Genomic DNA, 16,158 nt, shown 5'->3' with positions numbered 1-16,158 from the left:
CGGTCGGCCACGGCCAGGGCTCCGGGGGTGTCCAGGTCGTCGGCCAGTCGCTCGCGTACCCCGGCCAGCAGGCTCGGCCCCGGACGGCCCGGCGGGCGCGGCGGCGGCCCGCCGCCAGCGGTCCAGCCGCTCCTGCGCGGTCGTGAGCAGCTCGTCGGTCCACGTGCGGTCGCTGCGGTAGTGCCCCGAGATCAGCGCCAGCCGGATCGCCATCGGGTCGACCTTGTCGGCGCGCAGCCGGGACACGAAGACCAGGTTGCCGCGGGACTTGGACATCTTCTCGCCGTCCAGGCCGATCATCCCGGCGTGTACGTAGTGCTCGGCGAACGGCGCCTGGCCGGTCAACCGCTCGGCGTGCGCGGCGGACGCCTCGTGGTGCGGGAACAGCAGGTCGTTGCCGCCGCCCTGCACGTTGATCCGGTCGCCGAGGAGGTTCAGGGCGATCACCGCGCACTCGATGTGCCAGCCGGGGCGGCCCGGGCCCAGCTCCCCGCCCGGCCAGGACGGCTCGCCCTCGCGGGCGCCACGCCACAGCAGCGGGTCCAGTGGGTCGCGTTTGCCGGCCCGGTCCGGGTCACCGCCGCGCTCCGGGAAGATCTCCAGCATCTGCTCGCGGGTCAGGTTGGACTCGTAGCCGTACCGGCCGGTGGCGGAGATGTCGAAGTAGACGTCGCCGGTGCCGTCGTCGAGGCGGTACGCGGCGCCGTCCTTGAGCAGCACCTCGACCTTGTCGACGATGTCCGGGATCGACTCCACCGCGCCCACGTAGTGCTCCGGCGGGATGATCCGCAGCGCCTCCATGTCCTCCCGGAACAGCGCCGTCTCCCGCATCGCGAGGACCACCCAGTCCTCGCCGTCGCGGGTGGCCCGCTCCAGCAGCGGGTCGTCGATGTCGGTGACGTTCTGCACGTAGCGCACCGGGCGGCCGGCGTCGCGCCACATCCGCTGCACCAGGTCAAACGTGATCATGGTGGCGGCGTGGCCGAGGTGGGTGGCGTCGTACGGGGTGATGCCGCAGACGTACATGCTCCCCGTGTCGACCGGCGCACTCGGCTGGACAGCCTGCCGCGCCGAGTCGTACAACGCCAGCGGCTCGCCCCTGCCCGGCAGCCGTGGCACCTCGTGTCCCGCCCAAGACTCCATGGCCTCAGCCTAGCCAGCCCCACGACGGTCCCGGCGCGCCCCACGGGTGATCAAGATGACAGCGGGTTACATGGGTGGCCAGGGGATCGCCGGCCAGTCCTCCGGCGGCTGCGGGAAGCGACAGGTCTCGCGCAGCCTGTCGACGCGGGCGGCCACCTCGGCGATCTCGCTGATCGTCAGGTGGTCGGCCAGCTCCGCGCCGAGCGCCCCGGAGACCTGCCCGGCGAGCCCGTCGAGCATCTCCACGGCGTCCGACGGCAACTGCTTGCCGGCCCAACCCCACAGCACCGTACGGAGCTTGTCCTCCACGTGGAAGCTCACCCCGTGGTCCACGCCGTAGATCCGGTCGTCGTCGCCCACCAGCACGTGACCGCCCTTACGGTCCGCGTTGTTGATCACCGCGTCGAGCACCGCGAGTCGGGCCAGCCGTGGGTCGTCGGCGTGGGCGAGGGCGTACGCGGCGCCGTCGTCGTCCCGGGCCGCCGCGATCGGAAACCAGCGCGGCGGCAGCTCCCCGGCGGGCAGGAAACCGACCAGCGGCTCCGCGTCCTCCGGCTCGTCGATCCACAGCTGGCAGGAGCCGGGGCCGAACGGGCCGCCGCGCAGCACGGTGGGCGGCACCAGGTCCCAACCGGTGGCCCGGGACACCAGGTACGCCGACACCTCCCGGCCGGCGAGAGTGCCGTCAGGAAAGTCCCACAGCGGACGTTCGCCACGGACCGGCTTGTAGACGCAGCGGGCGCTGACCCCGTCCAGGGTCAGAATGCCGCGCAGCGTCGTGTTCGACGCGTCGACCAGCCGACCCTCCAGGTCGAGCGCGCCGTCCCGCAGCAGCCGCAGCGCGGCGTCGCCGTCCTGGCGAGGCTGGAGGCCGGACGAGGTCACCGGTGGTAACCGTTGTGCCGCGGGCACAGGTGCCCGGCGGGGTCCAACGGCTGGCCGCACAGCGGGCACGGCGGCCGGCCCGCGTTCACCACGCGCCGGGCCCGCTCGATGAACTGGCGGGTCGCCTGCGGGGTGAGCCGGACCCGGAGCCGGTCCAGGTCCTCGTCCGGTTCCTCGTCGTCTACGTCGTCCTCGTCGTCGTCCTCGTCGCCGAGCTCGACCTCGGGCTCCACCTCGCCCGCCGCGATCGCCTCGATCACCACGGTCGCGGTGTCCACGTCGAAGGCCAGCCCGAGGGTCCCGACCCGGAACTCCTCGTCGACCGGAGTGTCCAGCGGCTCGTTGTCGCCGATCACCGGCGCCAGCTCGGGCAGGTCCACCCCGAAGCGACGCTGCGCCTCGGTGAGCAGCTCCTCCAGCTTCTCGGCGAGCAGAGACACCTGGACCTTCTCCAGCGCGACGCTGACCAGCCTGCCGCCGCCGCGGGCCTGCAGGAAGAACGTGCGCTCCCCCGGCGGCCCGACAGTCCCGGCGACGAACCGCTCCGGCGGCTCGAAGGCGTGCACCTGGTGGGTCATACCCACGACCCTATCCGGCCCGCCACGGCATCGCGCACCCCACCGACGCGAATCACCGCAGCGGCGGCGCGCCCGGCGTACCAGGGGCTGCGGCCGGGCGTGGCGGCCTTGCGGGCACCCGCTGACGCCCCAACCGGCGGCGGTGGCGTGACGCGCCTCACCGCGACACACCCGCCCCGCCGCCGACGGCCGCGTCGGAGTCGGCCGCGCGCGCGGCCCGCCGGCGCGCTTCCGCGGCGGCGGTACCAGCGCCGCCAGGTCGCCGCCGGTGTCGTTGAGCCGGACCAGGAACGGCCGCAGCGGCGTGAACCGGATCGCCGTCACCGAAGCCGGGTCGGCCACGATCCGCTGGAAGGCATCCAGGTGTACGCCGAGAGCGTCCGCCACGATGGCCTTGATCACGTCGCCGTGGCTGCACGCCAGCCAGACCGCCTCGGGCCCGTGCTCGGCGCTCACCCGGGCGTCCCAGGAGCGCACCGCCGCCACGGCACGCGCCGCCATCGCCGCCATCGCCTCCCCACCCGGGAAGACCGCCGCGCTGGGGTGCTGCTGGACCACCGGCCAGAGCGGCTCCTTGGCGAGCTTCTTCAACGGCTGCCCCTCCCAGCTGCCGTAGTCGCACTCGATCAACCCCTCCTCGACCACGGGGGTGGCCTGCGGAAGCGCCAACTCCAGGGTCTGCCGGCAGCGGATCAACGGGCTGGTGACGACGGCGGCCAGGGGCACCGCCCGCAGCCGCTCGCCGACCGCGGTGGCCTGGGCGCGCCCGGTGTCGTCCAGCTCGACCGGTTGCCGGCCGGCCAGGCCACCGTCGGCGTTCGCCGTGGTCCGGCCATGTCGCAGAAGCAGAAGGGTCGCCACGCTGACCACCCTAGGGCCTACGCCGTCGCCCTCGTCCGTCACGGGCACCCGGCCGCCGTCCGGGTGTTCCGCCGTCCACGCCCGTGCAGGGTTCGGTGACGGCGGAGTCCGGGTGTCCGTGCGGCCTGGTTACCCGATGTCCGGCGAGCGCCCGCTGGTGATCCACTCGAGATCAGCGATCTCGGGGTGTCACCCCGTCCCGGATACCCCGGTATCGCCGATGTCGAGTGGATCACAGCAGGTCGACGGCTGGCAGCCGAATCTAGGTCGCGCTGATCGTGCCGGTCAGCAGCAGGGCCAGGACCAGGGTGCCCAGCGCGACCCGGTACAACACGAAGACGTACAGGGTGTGGTGGGCGACGTAGCGCAGCAGCCAGGCGATGGCCGCGTAGCCGATGCCGAACGCGATCACCGTCGCCACGATCATCTGGGCCCCGGAGGGCGCGGAGGTGCCCGGGGCCGATGGTTCGAAGACGTCGCCGAGACTGAACACGCCGGACATCACCACCGCCGGAATGGCCAGCAGGAACGAGTACCGTGCCGCCGCCTCCCGGGTCAGGTTGAGCAGCAGACCGGCGGTGAGCGTGCCGCCGGAACGGGACACCCCGGGGACCAGCGCCATGGCCTGGGCGAAGCCCATCACCACGCCGTCCTTCATCCGGAAGTTCTCCAGGGTGCGGGTCTGCCGCCCCCAGTACTCGGCGAACGCCAGCACGAACGCGAACACGATGAGCGTGGTCGCCACCACCCACAGGTTGCGTCCGGCCGTCTTGATCTGGTCCTTGAAGACGAAGCCGAACAGCCCGATCGGGATCGAGCCGACGATCACGTACCAGCCCATCCGGTAGTCGAGGCTGGAGCGCACCGAGCGGTCGCGCAGCCCGACCAGCCAGGTACGGGTGATCCGCCAGATGTCCTTGGCGAAGTAGATCAGCACGGCCGCCTCGGTGCCGAGCTGGGTGACCGCGGTGAACGACGCGCCGGCGTCGCGGTCGAAGAAGATCGCCGAGGTGATCCGCAGATGCCCCGACGAGCTGACCGGAAGGAACTCGGTCAGTCCCTGGACGATGCCCAGGATGATGGCCTCGACCCAGGTCACTCGCCGACTCCCGAAAGGTCGAGAGCCTCGGCGACGGTCCGCAGGGTCTGCACACCGCTGTCCCGGTCGGCCACGAACAGGCTCACCGACAGCGTGGTGACGCCGGCGGCCGCGTACTCCCGCATCCGCTCGGCGACGCGCTCCTTCGGGCCGAGCAGGGAGGTGCGGTCGATGAACTCCATCGGTACGGCGGCGGCCGCGTCGCGCTGCCGCTTGGCCAGGTACAGGTCCTGCACCTCGCGGGCGGCGTCGCCGTAGCCCATCCGGGTGGCGAGCTGGTTGTAGAAGTTCTGCTCCCGGCTGCCCATGCCGCCCACGTAGAGGGCGGCGTACCAGCGGACCAGCTCGGCGCAGGACGCCACGTCGTCGCCGATCACCACGGGCACGGACGGCACCACGTCGAAGCCGGACAGGTCCTTGCCGACCTTGGCCCGCCCGGCGCGTACCGAGGCGAGCTGCTCGTCGGCGAACTCCGGTGCGTAGAACACGGCGAGCCAGCCGTCGGCGATCTCGCCGGCCAGTTCCAGGTTCTTGGGGCCGACCGCGGCCAGGTAGATCGGGATGTGCTCGCGGGGTGGGTGGAAGCCCAGGCGCAGCGCCTTGCCGGGGCCGTCCGGCAGCGGCAGCGTGTAGTGCTCGCCGTCGTACGCCACCTCCTTGCGGGCGATGGCGAGCTTGACGATGTCGACGAACTCGCGGGTCCGGGCGAGGGGCTTGGCGAAGCGCACCCCGTGCCAGCCCTCGGAGACCTGCGGGCCGGAGACGCCCAGGCCGAGCCGGAACCGGCCGCCGGAGAGCGCGTCGATGGTGGCCGCGGTCATCGCGGTGGCAGCCGGTGTACGGGCGGGGATCTGCATCACCGCGGCACCGACGTCGATCCGTTCGGTCTGGCCGGCCATCCAGGCGAGCATGCTGGGCGAGTCGGAGCCGTAGGCCTCCGCCGCCCACACCACCGAGTAGCCGAGCCGGTCCGCCTCCTGGGCCAGCGCCAGGTGGTCGGCCGGCGTGCTCCACGCCGTCTGGTATCCGAGGCTGAGCCCGAGTCGCACTGGTCCTCCCCCATCCGTGGCACAGGTCGCACCAGGTTACGCAATGCCGATAACGGGCTCGATCACCGGCTCGACACCTTTGGTCCCCCCTTCGTCGGGGCAGCCCACGGCGGCGGAACCGGCAGAACCGGCAGAGATACGGGAGCGAGGATATCGGTGGCGGCAGGTTCGAAATAAGGTTCACCCATGCAACAGCGACCGCTCGGCCGAAGCGGGCTGGCGGTTTCCCGGCTCGCGCTCGGCACCATGACCTGGGGTCGGGACACCGACGCCGACGACGCGGCCGCCCAGCTGAAGAGTTACCTGGACGCGGGCGGCAACCTGATCGACACCGCCGACGTGTACGGCGACGGTGACGCCGAGTCGGTGATCGGCTCGCTGCTGGGCAGCCTCGTGCCCCGCGACGAGCTGTTGATCGCCACCAAGGCCGGGTTGCGCCCGGGCAGTGGCCGGCGCCGGGACGGCTCCCGTGGGCACCTGCTGCGCACCCTTGAGGCGTCGCTGCGCCGGCTCGGCACGGACCACGTCGACCTGTTCCAGGTGCACGGGTACGACCCGGACACTCCGCTGGAGGAGACCCTGGCCGCTCTGGACCACGCGGTGGCCAGCGGCAAGGTTCGCTATGTGGGGGTGTCGAACTTCTCCGGTTGGCAGACCGCGCGGGCCGCCGCCTGGCAGACCGCCTGGCCGGGCCGGGCGCCGGTGGTGGCCGCCCAGGTGGAGTACTCGCTGCTGGAGCGGGGCGTGGAGCGGGAGGTGCTGCCCGCGTGCGACGCGCTCGGCCTCGGCGTGCTGCCCTGGTCGCCGCTGGGCCGGGGGGTGCTCACCGGGAAGTACCGGCACGGGCGTCCGGCGGACTCGCGGGCCGCCTCGCCGCACTTCGAGCGGTTCGTGGCGACGTACCTGGAGCCGCGCTGCTCCAGCATCGTGGAGGCGGTGGCGACAGCGGCCGGCGGGCTGGGGGTGTCACCGCTGGAGGTGGCGCTGGCGTGGATCCGGGACCGGCCGGGCGTGACGGCGCCGATCCTCGGCGCGCGGACGGTGGGGCAGCTGCTCGGCGCGCTCCAGGTGGAGCGGATCACCCTGCCCGAGGAGATCATCACCGCGTTGGACGACGTCTCGGCCGTGCCGGTGGGCTACCCCGAGCGCGACGGCTGACCCGCCAGCCGGATCACGGCGTCGGACGTCGACCGGAGCGCGACTGGTCGTCGCGGAGCGCGGGCTGGGTGAGGCGGCCCGCGCGCCGTCGAGCACCGCGTCGGTGAACCGACCCAGCCGACCCCGCTCCCCTGTCGTCACGCCTTACCTCCTCGACGGCTGACACCCTGCGCGGCCGAGAACACGCGGGCGCGTACACGGCGGCACGAACCGCCCACGACAGCGGCGTTGGTCACCCCGGAGGGGGTGGCGGACGGCGGCTGGGCTGGGCAGCATGGGTGGCATGGACTACGAGTACGCGCCGCTGCGGCTGCCGCCGAACGTCGACCGGTTGACCGCCGCGGCGCAGTTGGCGATCCAGGCGGAGTTCTCCGGATGGGAGTTGGCCCGGGTGCGGCTGTTCCGCGACGGCACGCGGCAGGTGGTGCTGCGCCGTCGGCGGGTCAACCAGCCGCAGCCGGGCCTGTCGTACTGACGCTCCGGCGGTGACGACGCCCGGGGCCCGGTCGGCGACCGGCCGCGCCCCGGGCGTCGTACGGCCTAGTGCTGGTGCCCGGCGTGGTCGTGGTCGTCGTCGAGCTCCAGGAACGGGTGCTCGTCGAGTCGGCCGACCAGCCGGTCGTCGGCCGCCGGCTGGAACGGGCCGACGGCGTCGTCGTCGTCGAACGACTCCAGGTCGACGGGGGTGCCCACCTCGCTGACCATGACCACCCCGTCGAGGGGTTCCAGTTCGGGGACGTCCAGCGCGCCGAGTGAGCCGTCGCCGCTCTGCAGCAGCTCCAGCACCGCCTCGCCGACGCCCTCCACCGGGGCCGGCTCGTCGTCCTCCGGGGTGCCTTCGCGGCGGGCCGCCTCGGCGACCCGCAGCAGCGCCGAGACGCTCGGCACCCGGTAGTCGCGGCGCTGGCGTACCGAGATCACCCGGGGATGCGGGTCGCTGGCCTCGGAGCCCTCGGGGCCGCCGAAGCGCTCGTCGGCCTCGTCCGGGTCGATCGAGTCGACGTCCCAGGGCGTCACCTCGCCGAAGGCGTCGAGCAGACGCTCGTCGTAGGCGTAGGACGCGTTGTTCAACGCCACGTACGCCTGCCAGACGTCGTCGTCGTCGACGCGGCCCTGCGCGGCGCGTACGGCGGCCAGGTGGTGACGGGCCGCTTCGATCACCCGCTCGAGAGCGGCGTCCAGCTCACCGTGCTGGTCGGTCATGTGGGGCAGTCCCTTCACGATGGGGAGGTAACGCGCCGGGTGCGGCTACCGGACACGGCTAGCAGGTGCGGAGGAACCGGTCGAGAACCCGCACGCCGAACTGTAGTCCGTCGACCGGAACGCGCTCGTCGATGCCATGGAACAACGCGGAGAAGTTCAGATCGGCGGGCAGCCGCAGCGGGGCGAACCCGAAGCAGCGGATGCCGAGCTGCGAGAACGCCTTGGCGTCGGTGCCGCCGGAGAGCATGTACGGCACCGGACGCGCGCCCGGATCCTCGGCGCGCAGCGCCGCGGACATGGCCTCGACCAGGTCGCCGTCGAAGGTGGTCTCCAGGGCCGGCTGCCGCTGGACGTACTCGATCGCGATGTCCGGGCCGACCAGCTCGCGCAGCTGCCGTTCCAGCAGCTCGGACTGGCCGGGCAGGCTGCGGCAGTCGATGGTGGCGGTGGCCGGCCGGGGATGACGTTGTCCTTGTAGCCGGCGCTCAACCGGGTCGGGTTGGCCGTGTTGCGGATGGTCGCGCCGATGATGTTGGCGATCGGGCCGAGCTTGGCGATGGCCGTCTCCGGGTCGTCCGGGTCGAGTTCGACGCCGAGCAGGTCGGAGACCTCCTCGAGGAACGCCCGCACGGTGTCGGTGACCACGACCGGGAAGCGGTGCCGGCCGATCCGGGCGACCGCCTCGGCGAGCGCGGTGACGGCGTTGTCGTCGTGCACCATCGAGCCGTGCCCGGGGCGGCCCTTGGCGTGCAGCCGCAGCCAGTCGATGCCCTTCTCGGCGGTCTCGATGAGGTAGAGCCGCTGGCTGTCGTTGACCGAGTAGGAGAAACCCCCCACCTCACCGATGGCCTCGGTGCAGCCGTCGAACAGGCCCCGGTGGTTCTCCACCAGGAACCGCGCGCCGTAGTCGCTGCCCGCCTCCTCGTCGGCGGTGTACGCGAGCACGATGTCGCGCGGGGGCCGTACGCCGGTGCGCTGCCAGTGCCGCACCACGGCGAGCACCATGGCGTCGAAGTCCTTCATGTCGATGGCGCCGCGGCCCCACAGGTAGCCGTCGCGCAGCTCGCCGGAGAACGGGTGCACCGACCACTCGTCGGCGTCGGCGGGCACCACGTCCAGGTGCCCGTGCACCAGCAGCGCGCCGCGGCTGGGGTCGGCGCCGGGAATGCGGGCCACGACGTTCGCCCGGCCCGGGGCGGATTCGTGCAGGGCGGATTCGACGCCCACCTCGGCGAGCTTCTCCGCCACGTACTCAGCGGCGCGGCGCTCGCCGACGCTGGTGTCGTTGTCCCCCGTGTTGGTGGTGTCGATACGCAGCAGGTCGCGGCAGAGGTCCACGACCTCGGCGGTGGGTTCGCTCGTCATCGCCTCTTCATACCAGCCCGAGGTGTCCGACAGGGCGGCGCACCGGCGCGGATCGGCGGCGCACCGACGTGTGCGCGGGTCGACGCATCGACGCGCCCGGTTTCGCCGCGAGCGCGTTCGGGTATCGCGGCCCACGACCGTACGTCCCCTGCCGGAGCTTTCGCCCGCCAGTCGAGGAGGGCACCATGTCCGCCGTTCCCCTGCCGCCGCTGCCGCCCGCGCCCGAGGAGGGCTTCCGTCCCGGTGGCCGCAGCATCGCCGACATCGTGGACCGGGAGCACCAGCAGTTGCTGGCGCTGCTGGACCAGCTGACCGGCCCGGACACCACACCGCAGGAGGGTCTGGCGGTGCTCACCGCCGCGCTGTCGCGGCACCTGTCGGCGGAGGAGCAGTACCTGTTGCCGGCGGCGCGGGCCGCGCTGCCGAACGCGGACGAGCGGGTGGACGCCGAGATCAACGCCGACGCGGCGCTGCTGGGCGTCCTGAAGGGGTTGACGGACGAGACGCTGACCGAGGTCGCCGCGCGGGTGCGCCGGCACGTCGAGGGGGTGGGCGCGCTGGTCGCCGAGCTGCGCGCGGTGGCCACCGCGGAGGAGTTGATCCGGCTGGGCAACCGGCTGGAGATCGCCGAGGAGGCGGCCCCGACCCGGCCGCACCCGGGCACCCCGGCGACCCCGCCGTGGAACCGGATCGTCGAGCCGGCGGTGGGTGTGGTGGACAAGGTCCGCGACGCGGTGACGCGGCGGCCGACGTACCTGGCGGATCTGCCGGAGCCGCCGCGCGGCTGACCGGCGGCGACACCATCTGTGCATTCAATCTCACCGATACCTTCGGGCTCTTCCGCCGGCTGCGGCGTAGTCCTACCGTCACCGTATGAACCTGGAGTTGCGTCACCTGCGGGTGGTCTGCGCGATCGCGGAGACGGGGAGCGTGACCAAGGCGGCGTCGGCGCTCGGCCTGGCTCAGCCGGCGCTGACCGCCCAGCTTCAGCGGATCGAGCGGACACTGGGCGGCCCGCTGTTCGACCGGGACCGGCGCGGCGCGCGCCCCACCCCGCTCGGCGAGCTGGTGCTGGCCCGGGCCCGGGTGCTGCTGCCGGCGATGAAGGGACTACAGGACGAGGCGGCCCGGCTGGCCGGTTCCGGTGACGCGCCGCCGTGCTACCGGTTCGGCGGGGTGAACAGCCCGATCCTGGGTCGGATGGTGCACCGGCTGGCCGCCGAGCACCCACCGGCCCAGATCACCACGTACGCCTCGTGGTCGGTGGACGAGTTGGCGCAGATGGTGGCGGGCGGTCGGCTGGACTTCGCGCTCGCCGGCGTGTGCGGCGACGCCAGCCCGTCGGCCGGGTTCGGGTTGAGCTGGCGGGAGGTGTCCATCGACCCGGTGCTGGTGCTGCTGCCGGAGACCCATCCCCTGGCGGACCACGACGAGGTGCGCCTGGCCGACCTGCGCCGCGAGCAGTGGGTGGCGGCGCCGGGTGACGGCTGTTTCAGCGACTGCTTCGCCGCCGCCTGCGCCCGCGCCGGATTCACCCCCCGCAAGGTGTACGAGACCGATATCCGCGGCTGCGTCGACCTGGTGGACGCCGGCGTGGCGGTGGCGTTGTGCCAGGCGACGTTCCGCCCGGTGGCGGGGCTGGTCACCCGCCGGTTGGCGGGGGTCCCGCTGCGCTGGCGGCTGCTGCTGGGCTGGCATCCGGACTCGCCCGCCGCCCGCAGCGCCCCGCTGATGCTGGAGACGGCCAAGGCGGCGTACACCGACTCGCTGGCGCCGCACCCCACCTACCTGGACTGGCTGCTGCGCAATCCGGGGTTCGGTGTGCGCCAGCCCAGCGGGGTGTGAGCCCCCCGGGCGGGTGATGACCCGCCGGTGGCGGTGCGAACCGCCGTGGGCGGGGTATCTGGCGGACATGACCGACCTCTACCCGCCCGCCGACGACCGGGAGCTGCTGCGCCAGGCGGCCGCCGCGCACACCGCCGCCACCCGTGAGGTGGAGGCGTTCCTGCGCCGCCTGCCGGAGGTGCCCGATCCGGCCGACGTCACCGAGTACGCCAACCTGCTCAGCCGCGAGGACCGGACCCGTGGGGACCGGGACGCCGCTGCCGACGCGGCGGGGTTGACCATCGGCAGCATGGAGCCCGACAAGGGCCAGTAGCGGGCGCGACGGTGCCGTCCCGGCCGGGACGGCACCGTCGCGCGTGGTTGCCCTCAGCGTTCGACGAGCGGGTCGTGGCCGAGGTCGAGCAGCGAGTGCCGCCAGGTGTCGTCGGCGTTGCCGCGCGACGGTTTGGCGTCCATCAGCTCCCGGATCCGCTCGACCGCCTCCCGCATCACCTCGATGTCCTCCGGGGTGAGGTCGACCTTGCGCTTGTTGAGCACCTTGAGGATCTCCCGGCCCGGCTGGGGCAGGTCGAGGTTCGGGTTGGACCCGAACGACTCCTCACCGGACCCCCGGGTCAGCAGCCACGTGCGCAGCTGCTCCGACGGGACGTTGACCTCGGCGTGGAAGTCCTCCCAGAGCACTTCCACCTCGGGGTCGAGCCGAGCTTCGCGTACCATCAGGTCTCCTCTCCGGGCGGTGGTCCGGACGTCTCCGGGTCGTCCTGGTCGGTCTTCGGATGCAGGCCCTCCGGTGGCACCCGCGTCCGGCGGGGGTTCGCGGTGGGCGACGCCCGGATCGGGTCGGGATGGTCGTCCTCGTCCCGGGTCTGCTCGGAATCCGCGGGCTCGTGCGGCTCCTCGGTCTCGCCTCGTCGCCTCGCCCCGCTCATCGCGGGTGTGTTGTCGTGGCGGCGGTGTACCCCCGCTCACCCGCGGCGACGTCGAAGGTGAGCGCACCGTCGCGGGCGTCCACGGTGACCTTCTGTCCGGGCGAGATCGCCGACTCCAGCAGCATCCGGGACAGGTGGTTGTCCACCTCGCGCTGGATCACCCGGCGCAGTGGGCGGGCGCCGAACTCCGGCTGGTAGCCGTGCTCGGCGAGCCAGTCGACACCGGCGGTGGTGAACTCCACCTGGATGTCCTGGGCGTGCAGCCGGCGGCGGGTCTCCTCCAGCAGCAGCGCGGTGATGTCGCGCAGCTGCTCGGCCTCCAGCCGGCGGAAGATGATCACCTCGTCGATGCGGTTGAGGAACTCCGGGCGGAAGTTCTCCTGGAGGCGACGCATCAGCCGTTCGCGCAGCTCGTTGTTCTCCTGCTCGCTGCCCGGCTCCCCGGTGCCGAACCCGACGGCCCGTTGCGTGCCGGTGATCAGCTCGGAGCCGAGGTTGCTCGTCATGATCAGTACGGTGTTCTTGAAGTTCACCGTGCGACCCTGGCTGTCGGTCAGCCGCCCGTCGTCGAGCACCTGGAGCAGGATGTTGAACACGTCCGGGTGGGCCTTCTCGATCTCGTCGAGCAGCACCACCGCGTACGGGCGGCGCCGCACCGCCTCGGTGAGCTGCCCGGCCTCCTCGTAGCCGACGTACCCGGGCGGGGCGCCGACCAGCCGGCTGACCGTGTGCCGTTCCTGGAATTCGCTCATGTCGACGCGCACCATCCGGTCGGCCTCGCCGAACAGCGCCTCGGCCAGGGCGCGGGCCAGCTCGGTCTTGCCGACGCCGGTCGGGCCGAGGAACAGGAAACTGCCCATCGGGCGTTCCGGGTCGGCCAGCCCGGCGCGCGAGCGGCGGACCGCCTCGGCGACCGCGATGACGGCGTCGTCCTGGCCGACGACCTTCTGGTGCAGGTGGCCCTCCAGGCGCAGCAGCCGGTCGCGTTCCTCCTCGGTGAGCTGGCTGACCGGAATGCCGGTGGCCCGGGACACCACCTCGGCGATCTCCTGTGGACCCACCTCGGGCACCTGGGAGGTGGCGCCGTCGTCGCCGTTGGCGCGGCGCATCTCCTCCTCCAGCTCGGAGATCCGGTCGCGCAGCGCCGAGGCGCGTTCGTACTGCTCGTCGGTGACGGCCTGTTCCTTGTCCCGGCGTACCTCGTCGAGTTCCTGCTCCAGCTCCCGCACGTCGGACGCCGGGGTGCGGGTACGCAGCCGCACCCGCGCGCCGGCCTGGTCGATCAGGTCGATGGCCTTGTCGGGCAGGAACCGGTCGGTGACGTACCGGTCGGACAGCTCGGCGGCGGCGACCAGCGCCTCGTCGGTGAAGCGCACCTGGTGGTGTGCCTCGTACCGGTCGCGCAGCCCGCGCAGGATCGCGATGGTGTCGTCGACGCTCGGCTCGGGCACCAGCACCGGCTGGAAGCGCCGGGCCAGCGCGGCGTCCTTCTCGATGCTCTTGCGGTACTCGTCCAGGGTCGTCGCGCCGATGACGCGCAGCTCACCGCGGGCCAGCGCCGGTTTGAGCATGTTGGACGCGTCCATCCCGCCCTCGCTGCCGGCGCCACCCGCCCCGACCAGGGTGTGGATCTCGTCCATGAAGATGATCAACTCGTCGCGGTGCGCCCGGATCTCGTCGATGACCTTCTTCAGCCGCTCCTCGAAGTCACCCCGGTAGCGGGTGCCGGCGACCAGGCCGGCCAGGTCCAGTTGGACGACCCGCTTGCCGAGCAGGGTCTGTGGCACGTCCCCGTCGCAGATCCGCTCGGCCAGGCCCTCGACGATCGCCGTCTTGCCGACGCCGGCCTCGCCGATCAGCACCGGGTTGTTCTTGGTCCGCCGGGAAAGGATCTCCACGGCCTGCTCGATCTCGTCGGCACGCCCGATGACCGGGTCGATCTGGTCGGCGCGGGCAAGGTCGGTGAGGTCCTGCCCGTACTGGTCCAGGGTGGGGGTGCCGCGGTCGGGCTTCGGCCCGGTCATCGGTCCGCGCTCGGCGTTGGCGGCCTGCAACGACTCGGGCTGGATCCGGCCGGCGGCCAGCATCCGCCCGGCCGGCGACTCCGGGTTCAGCGGCAGCGCCATGAGGATGTGCTCGGGGCCGATGTAGTTGGCGCCCATCGCCCGGGACAGTTGGTGGGCGTCGAGCAGCGCCCGCTTGGCCGCCGGGGTCAACGACAGGTTGGGTGGCACCTCACCGCGCGGCGCGCCGTCGCCCCGCCCGCCGAGCGCGTTGATCAGGGTGTCCGGGTCGGCGCCGGCGCGGCGGACCAGGTCACGCAGGGGTTCACGTTGCAACGCCGCCCAGAGCAGGTGGTCGGTGTCCAGGTCGCTGCTCTGCCGTTGCGCCGCCCGGCGGGCCGCGTCGGCCAGCATCTCCCGGGCGTCGGCGGTCATCAGGCGGGTGATGTCGACCCGGTGCGGCGGTCGGCGTCCTCCCTCGCCCCGGCCGAAGTACCGGGCCAGGAATTCGTCCCACGGGTCGGAGCCGGGGTCACCGGGTCCCATCATGTCTGTCCTCCGCAGTTGGGCGCGGCACGGTCGGCAGGGTCTTCCCGGCGCGCGCCCCGACAAACGCCGCACGGCGGGGCGTGGGCGGTTCCGCGTGTGGCGTGCGGCCCGCGCGGCGCGGTGGTGGCAGTCTGGCGACATGAATGACACCCCGCTGCTGATCGTGGACGGCGCCAACGTGGTGGGCTCCCGCCCGAACGGGTGGTGGCGGGACCGCGCCGGGGCCGCGGCGCGGTTGCGTGACTCCCTCGCCCCGGTGGCGACCACCGGGCTGCCGGCCCGACTGCCCGCTCCCGTCGAGGTGGTGCTGGTGGTCGAGGGGGCCGCGCGGGACGTGCCCGGGACCGACGGCGTCCGGGTGGTCTCCGCCCCCGGCTCCGGCGACGACAGCGTGGTCGACCTGGTCGCGGGCGCTCCGCAGCGCCGCCGGCTGGTGGTCACCGCCGACCGGGAGCTACGCGAGCGGGTCACCGCCCTGGGCGCCGAGGTGTACGGCCCCCGCTGGCTCCGCGAGAGCTGAGAAGTTCTCGCACTGGGACTCCCACAGAACGGACTCCCGGCACTTCCGGGTGCCTTCCGGACAGCCGGGCAGGAACACCGACAGGGCGGATGTTCTTTCGGCGACGCCGATAGGCTCTAATGGAGATCTCCCCGCCCCCAGGAGGTTCCGCCGTGGCGAGCGTCGCCGAGCTGAAGGCTGCCATCGATGTCGCCCTCCAACAGATCGGGGACGGGCAGACAGCCGTACAGGCGGCCGGCGAGAAGCTGGCCGAGGCGCAGCAGACCCTGGCCGGCGCCCTGGAGGGCAGCGGGCACGAGACCGTCGAGGCGGCCCAGGCGTCACTGACCCAGGCCAGCCAGGAGTTGGAGGAGTGTCTCGCCGCGACACTTGTCGCGGTCGAGCAGGCGCAGCTCTACGTCGCCACCCTGTAGGCCACCGTGTCCATCATCGAGGATGTCGGTGGGCAGGTCCGCGCCGCCAGCGAGGAGTTCCCGGTGGCCCTGCTCGGGCAGGCGCTGGAGAAGTTCGGCCTGGCCGCGGAGCGGCTGCGCTGGGTCCGCCAGGAGTCGGCCAACCCGATGGGGGTGCCCGAGCTGTCCGCCGCCACCGAGCACGCCGAGAGCGCCGGGTACGCGCTGCGGGTTGCGCAGGAGCAGCTCTCGGCGTACCTGACCGCGATCGGCCTGGCCGCGGACGGCGCCCCGCCGCCCCGCCCCCGAGCAACGCGCTCCCGGGCATGACACGCCGCCGGAGGCCGGGCCGACCGCCGTGGCGCCGGAGCCGGCCGAGCAGGTCCGGATGCGCCGCTGGTGGTCGGTGCGGGTGGCGGAGCTGACCGGCGGGCGCGAGGCCGACGACGACGAACCCGACGAGCGGCTGGACGACTCCCAGGCATGACACGCCGCCGGAGGCCGGGCCGACCGCCGTGGCGCCGGAGCCGGCCGAGCAGGTCCGGATGCGCCGCTGGTGGTCGGTGCGGGTGGCGGAGC

General features: G+C 72.9%; 15 protein-coding genes and 4 pseudogenes. 8 read left to right on the top strand and 11 right to left on the bottom strand.

The window, feature by feature from the left end; translation table 11 throughout:
- The 6 genes and pseudogenes from mshC to JNW91_RS22200 all read right to left on the bottom strand — a co-directional run.
- A pseudogene (mshC, locus tag JNW91_RS22225) lies at positions 1-1,143 on the bottom strand (cysteine--1-D-myo-inosityl 2-amino-2-deoxy-alpha-D-glucopyranoside ligase); the annotation flags it as partial.
- Between the two features lie 66 nt (positions 1,144-1,209).
- Positions 1,210-2,028 carry an SCO1664 family protein gene (locus JNW91_RS22220; protein ID WP_203177414.1) on the bottom strand — a complete coding sequence of 273 codons (819 nt, stop codon included), beginning with the start codon at positions 2,026-2,028 and terminating at the stop codon, positions 1,210-1,212.
- Positions 2,025-2,606 (bottom strand): DUF3090 domain-containing protein, encoded by a 582-nt coding sequence (locus JNW91_RS22215; protein ID WP_203177413.1) that lies wholly within the window; start codon positions 2,604-2,606, stop codon positions 2,025-2,027. Before JNW91_RS22215 ends, JNW91_RS22220 begins: the two co-directional genes overlap by 4 nt.
- Positions 2,607-2,763: 157 nt before the next feature.
- A pseudogene (locus tag JNW91_RS22210) lies at positions 2,764-3,476 on the bottom strand (MSMEG_4193 family putative phosphomutase).
- Positions 3,477-3,729: 253 nt separating this feature from the next.
- Complete coding sequence (locus JNW91_RS22205) at positions 3,730-4,566, bottom strand: undecaprenyl-diphosphate phosphatase (RefSeq protein WP_203177412.1); 837 nt, start codon at positions 4,564-4,566, stop codon at positions 3,730-3,732.
- Positions 4,563-5,615, bottom strand: coding sequence for an LLM class F420-dependent oxidoreductase (locus tag JNW91_RS22200; protein WP_203177411.1), 1,053 nt, complete (start codon positions 5,613-5,615; stop codon positions 4,563-4,565). Before JNW91_RS22200 ends, JNW91_RS22205 begins: the two co-directional genes overlap by 4 nt.
- Positions 5,616-5,801: 186 nt before the next feature.
- Here JNW91_RS22200 and JNW91_RS22195 point away from each other — a divergent pair, with 186 nt between their 5' ends.
- Positions 5,802-6,773, top strand: a complete 972-nt coding sequence (locus JNW91_RS22195) for an aldo/keto reductase (protein ID WP_203177410.1) — start codon at positions 5,802-5,804, stop codon at positions 6,771-6,773.
- 283 nt (positions 6,774-7,056) lie between these two features.
- A complete protein-coding gene (locus tag JNW91_RS22190) occupies positions 7,057-7,248 on the top strand; it encodes a DUF5703 family protein (protein ID WP_053655860.1) in 192 nt (63 codons plus the stop codon).
- A 65-nt stretch (positions 7,249-7,313) separates the two neighbouring features.
- On the opposite strand, the gene JNW91_RS22185 is transcribed toward JNW91_RS22190, so the two are convergent.
- Positions 7,314-7,976: a hypothetical protein gene (locus JNW91_RS22185; protein ID WP_151490383.1), complete on the bottom strand. Its 663-nt coding sequence runs from the start codon at positions 7,974-7,976 to the stop codon at positions 7,314-7,316.
- 58 nt (positions 7,977-8,034) lie between these two features.
- Positions 8,035-9,341, bottom strand: a pseudogene (locus tag JNW91_RS22180) (M20/M25/M40 family metallo-hydrolase).
- A 185-nt stretch (positions 9,342-9,526) separates the two neighbouring features.
- On the opposite strand from JNW91_RS22180, the gene JNW91_RS22175 reads away from it, so the two are divergent.
- The 3 genes from JNW91_RS22175 (at position 9,527) to JNW91_RS22165 (ending at position 11,499) form a co-directional block, all read left to right on the top strand.
- Positions 9,527-10,129, top strand: a complete 603-nt coding sequence (locus JNW91_RS22175) for a hemerythrin domain-containing protein (protein ID WP_203177409.1) — start codon at positions 9,527-9,529, stop codon at positions 10,127-10,129.
- 85 nt (positions 10,130-10,214) lie between these two features.
- Positions 10,215-11,186 (top strand): LysR family transcriptional regulator, encoded by a 972-nt coding sequence (locus tag JNW91_RS22170; RefSeq protein ID WP_203177408.1) that lies wholly within the window; start codon positions 10,215-10,217, stop codon positions 11,184-11,186.
- 67 nt (positions 11,187-11,253) lie between these two features.
- Positions 11,254-11,499 carry a hypothetical protein gene (locus tag JNW91_RS22165; RefSeq protein ID WP_203177407.1) on the top strand — a complete coding sequence of 82 codons (246 nt, stop codon included), beginning with the start codon at positions 11,254-11,256 and terminating at the stop codon, positions 11,497-11,499.
- A 53-nt stretch (positions 11,500-11,552) separates the two neighbouring features.
- On the opposite strand, the gene JNW91_RS22160 is transcribed toward JNW91_RS22165, so the two are convergent.
- The 3 genes from JNW91_RS22160 to JNW91_RS22150 are packed head-to-tail and all read right to left on the bottom strand — an operon-like array spanning position 11,553 to position 14,667.
- Positions 11,553-11,903, bottom strand: coding sequence for a DUF3140 domain-containing protein (locus tag JNW91_RS22160; protein WP_203177406.1), 351 nt, complete (start codon positions 11,901-11,903; stop codon positions 11,553-11,555).
- Positions 11,903-12,115 (bottom strand): hypothetical protein, encoded by a 213-nt coding sequence (locus tag JNW91_RS22155; RefSeq protein WP_203177405.1) that lies wholly within the window; start codon positions 12,113-12,115, stop codon positions 11,903-11,905. Before JNW91_RS22155 ends, JNW91_RS22160 begins: the two co-directional genes overlap by 1 nt.
- Positions 12,112-14,667 (bottom strand): ATP-dependent Clp protease ATP-binding subunit, encoded by a 2,556-nt coding sequence (locus tag JNW91_RS22150; protein WP_203177404.1) that lies wholly within the window; start codon positions 14,665-14,667, stop codon positions 12,112-12,114. The genes JNW91_RS22155 and JNW91_RS22150 overlap by 4 nt, the downstream gene beginning before the upstream one ends.
- Positions 14,668-14,806: 139 nt before the next feature.
- Between JNW91_RS22150 and JNW91_RS22145 the strand changes: the two genes are divergently transcribed.
- The 3 genes and pseudogenes from JNW91_RS22145 to JNW91_RS22135 form a co-directional block, all read left to right on the top strand.
- Positions 14,807-15,187, top strand: a complete 381-nt coding sequence (locus JNW91_RS22145) for a PIN domain-containing protein (RefSeq protein WP_203177403.1) — start codon at positions 14,807-14,809, stop codon at positions 15,185-15,187.
- A 152-nt stretch (positions 15,188-15,339) separates the two neighbouring features.
- Complete coding sequence (locus JNW91_RS22140; RefSeq protein WP_030504016.1) at positions 15,340-15,600, top strand: hypothetical protein; 261 nt, start codon at positions 15,340-15,342, stop codon at positions 15,598-15,600.
- Positions 15,601-15,606: 6 nt separating this feature from the next.
- Positions 15,607-16,057, top strand: a pseudogene (locus tag JNW91_RS22135) (hypothetical protein); the annotation flags it as partial.
- Between the last annotated feature and the right edge of the window lie 101 nt (positions 16,058-16,158).

This window comes from Micromonospora parastrephiae, from assembly GCF_016802865.1.
GTDB classification, from domain to species: domain Bacteria; phylum Actinomycetota; class Actinomycetes; order Mycobacteriales; family Micromonosporaceae; genus Micromonospora; species Micromonospora parastrephiae.
Note: the sequence above shows the minus strand (reverse complement) of the source record. Positions and strands in the feature narration are given on the sequence as shown.

Bases quoted from the DNA above. Each gene is read 5' to 3' on its own strand.
- JNW91_RS22215 (WP_203177413.1), bottom strand. From the start codon at position 2,606: ATGACCCACCAGGTGCACGCCTTCGAGCCGCCGGAGCGGTTCGTCGCC.
- JNW91_RS22195 (WP_203177410.1), top strand. From the start codon at position 5,802: ATGCAACAGCGACCGCTCGGCCGAAGCGGGCTGGCGGTTTCCCGGCTC.
- JNW91_RS22190 (WP_053655860.1), top strand. From the start codon at position 7,057: ATGGACTACGAGTACGCGCCGCTGCGGCTGCCGCCGAACGTCGACCGG.
- JNW91_RS22185 (WP_151490383.1), bottom strand. From the start codon at position 7,976: ATGACCGACCAGCACGGTGAGCTGGACGCCGCTCTCGAGCGGGTGATC.
- JNW91_RS22175 (WP_203177409.1), top strand. From the start codon at position 9,527: ATGTCCGCCGTTCCCCTGCCGCCGCTGCCGCCCGCGCCCGAGGAGGGC.
- JNW91_RS22170 (WP_203177408.1), top strand. From the start codon at position 10,215: ATGAACCTGGAGTTGCGTCACCTGCGGGTGGTCTGCGCGATCGCGGAG.
- JNW91_RS22165 (WP_203177407.1), top strand. From the start codon at position 11,254: ATGACCGACCTCTACCCGCCCGCCGACGACCGGGAGCTGCTGCGCCAG.
- JNW91_RS22160 (WP_203177406.1), bottom strand. From the start codon at position 11,903: ATGGTACGCGAAGCTCGGCTCGACCCCGAGGTGGAAGTGCTCTGGGAG.
- JNW91_RS22155 (WP_203177405.1), bottom strand. From the start codon at position 12,115: ATGAGCGGGGCGAGGCGACGAGGCGAGACCGAGGAGCCGCACGAGCCC.
- JNW91_RS22150 (WP_203177404.1), bottom strand. From the start codon at position 14,667: ATGATGGGACCCGGTGACCCCGGCTCCGACCCGTGGGACGAATTCCTG.
- JNW91_RS22145 (WP_203177403.1), top strand. From the start codon at position 14,807: ATGAATGACACCCCGCTGCTGATCGTGGACGGCGCCAACGTGGTGGGC.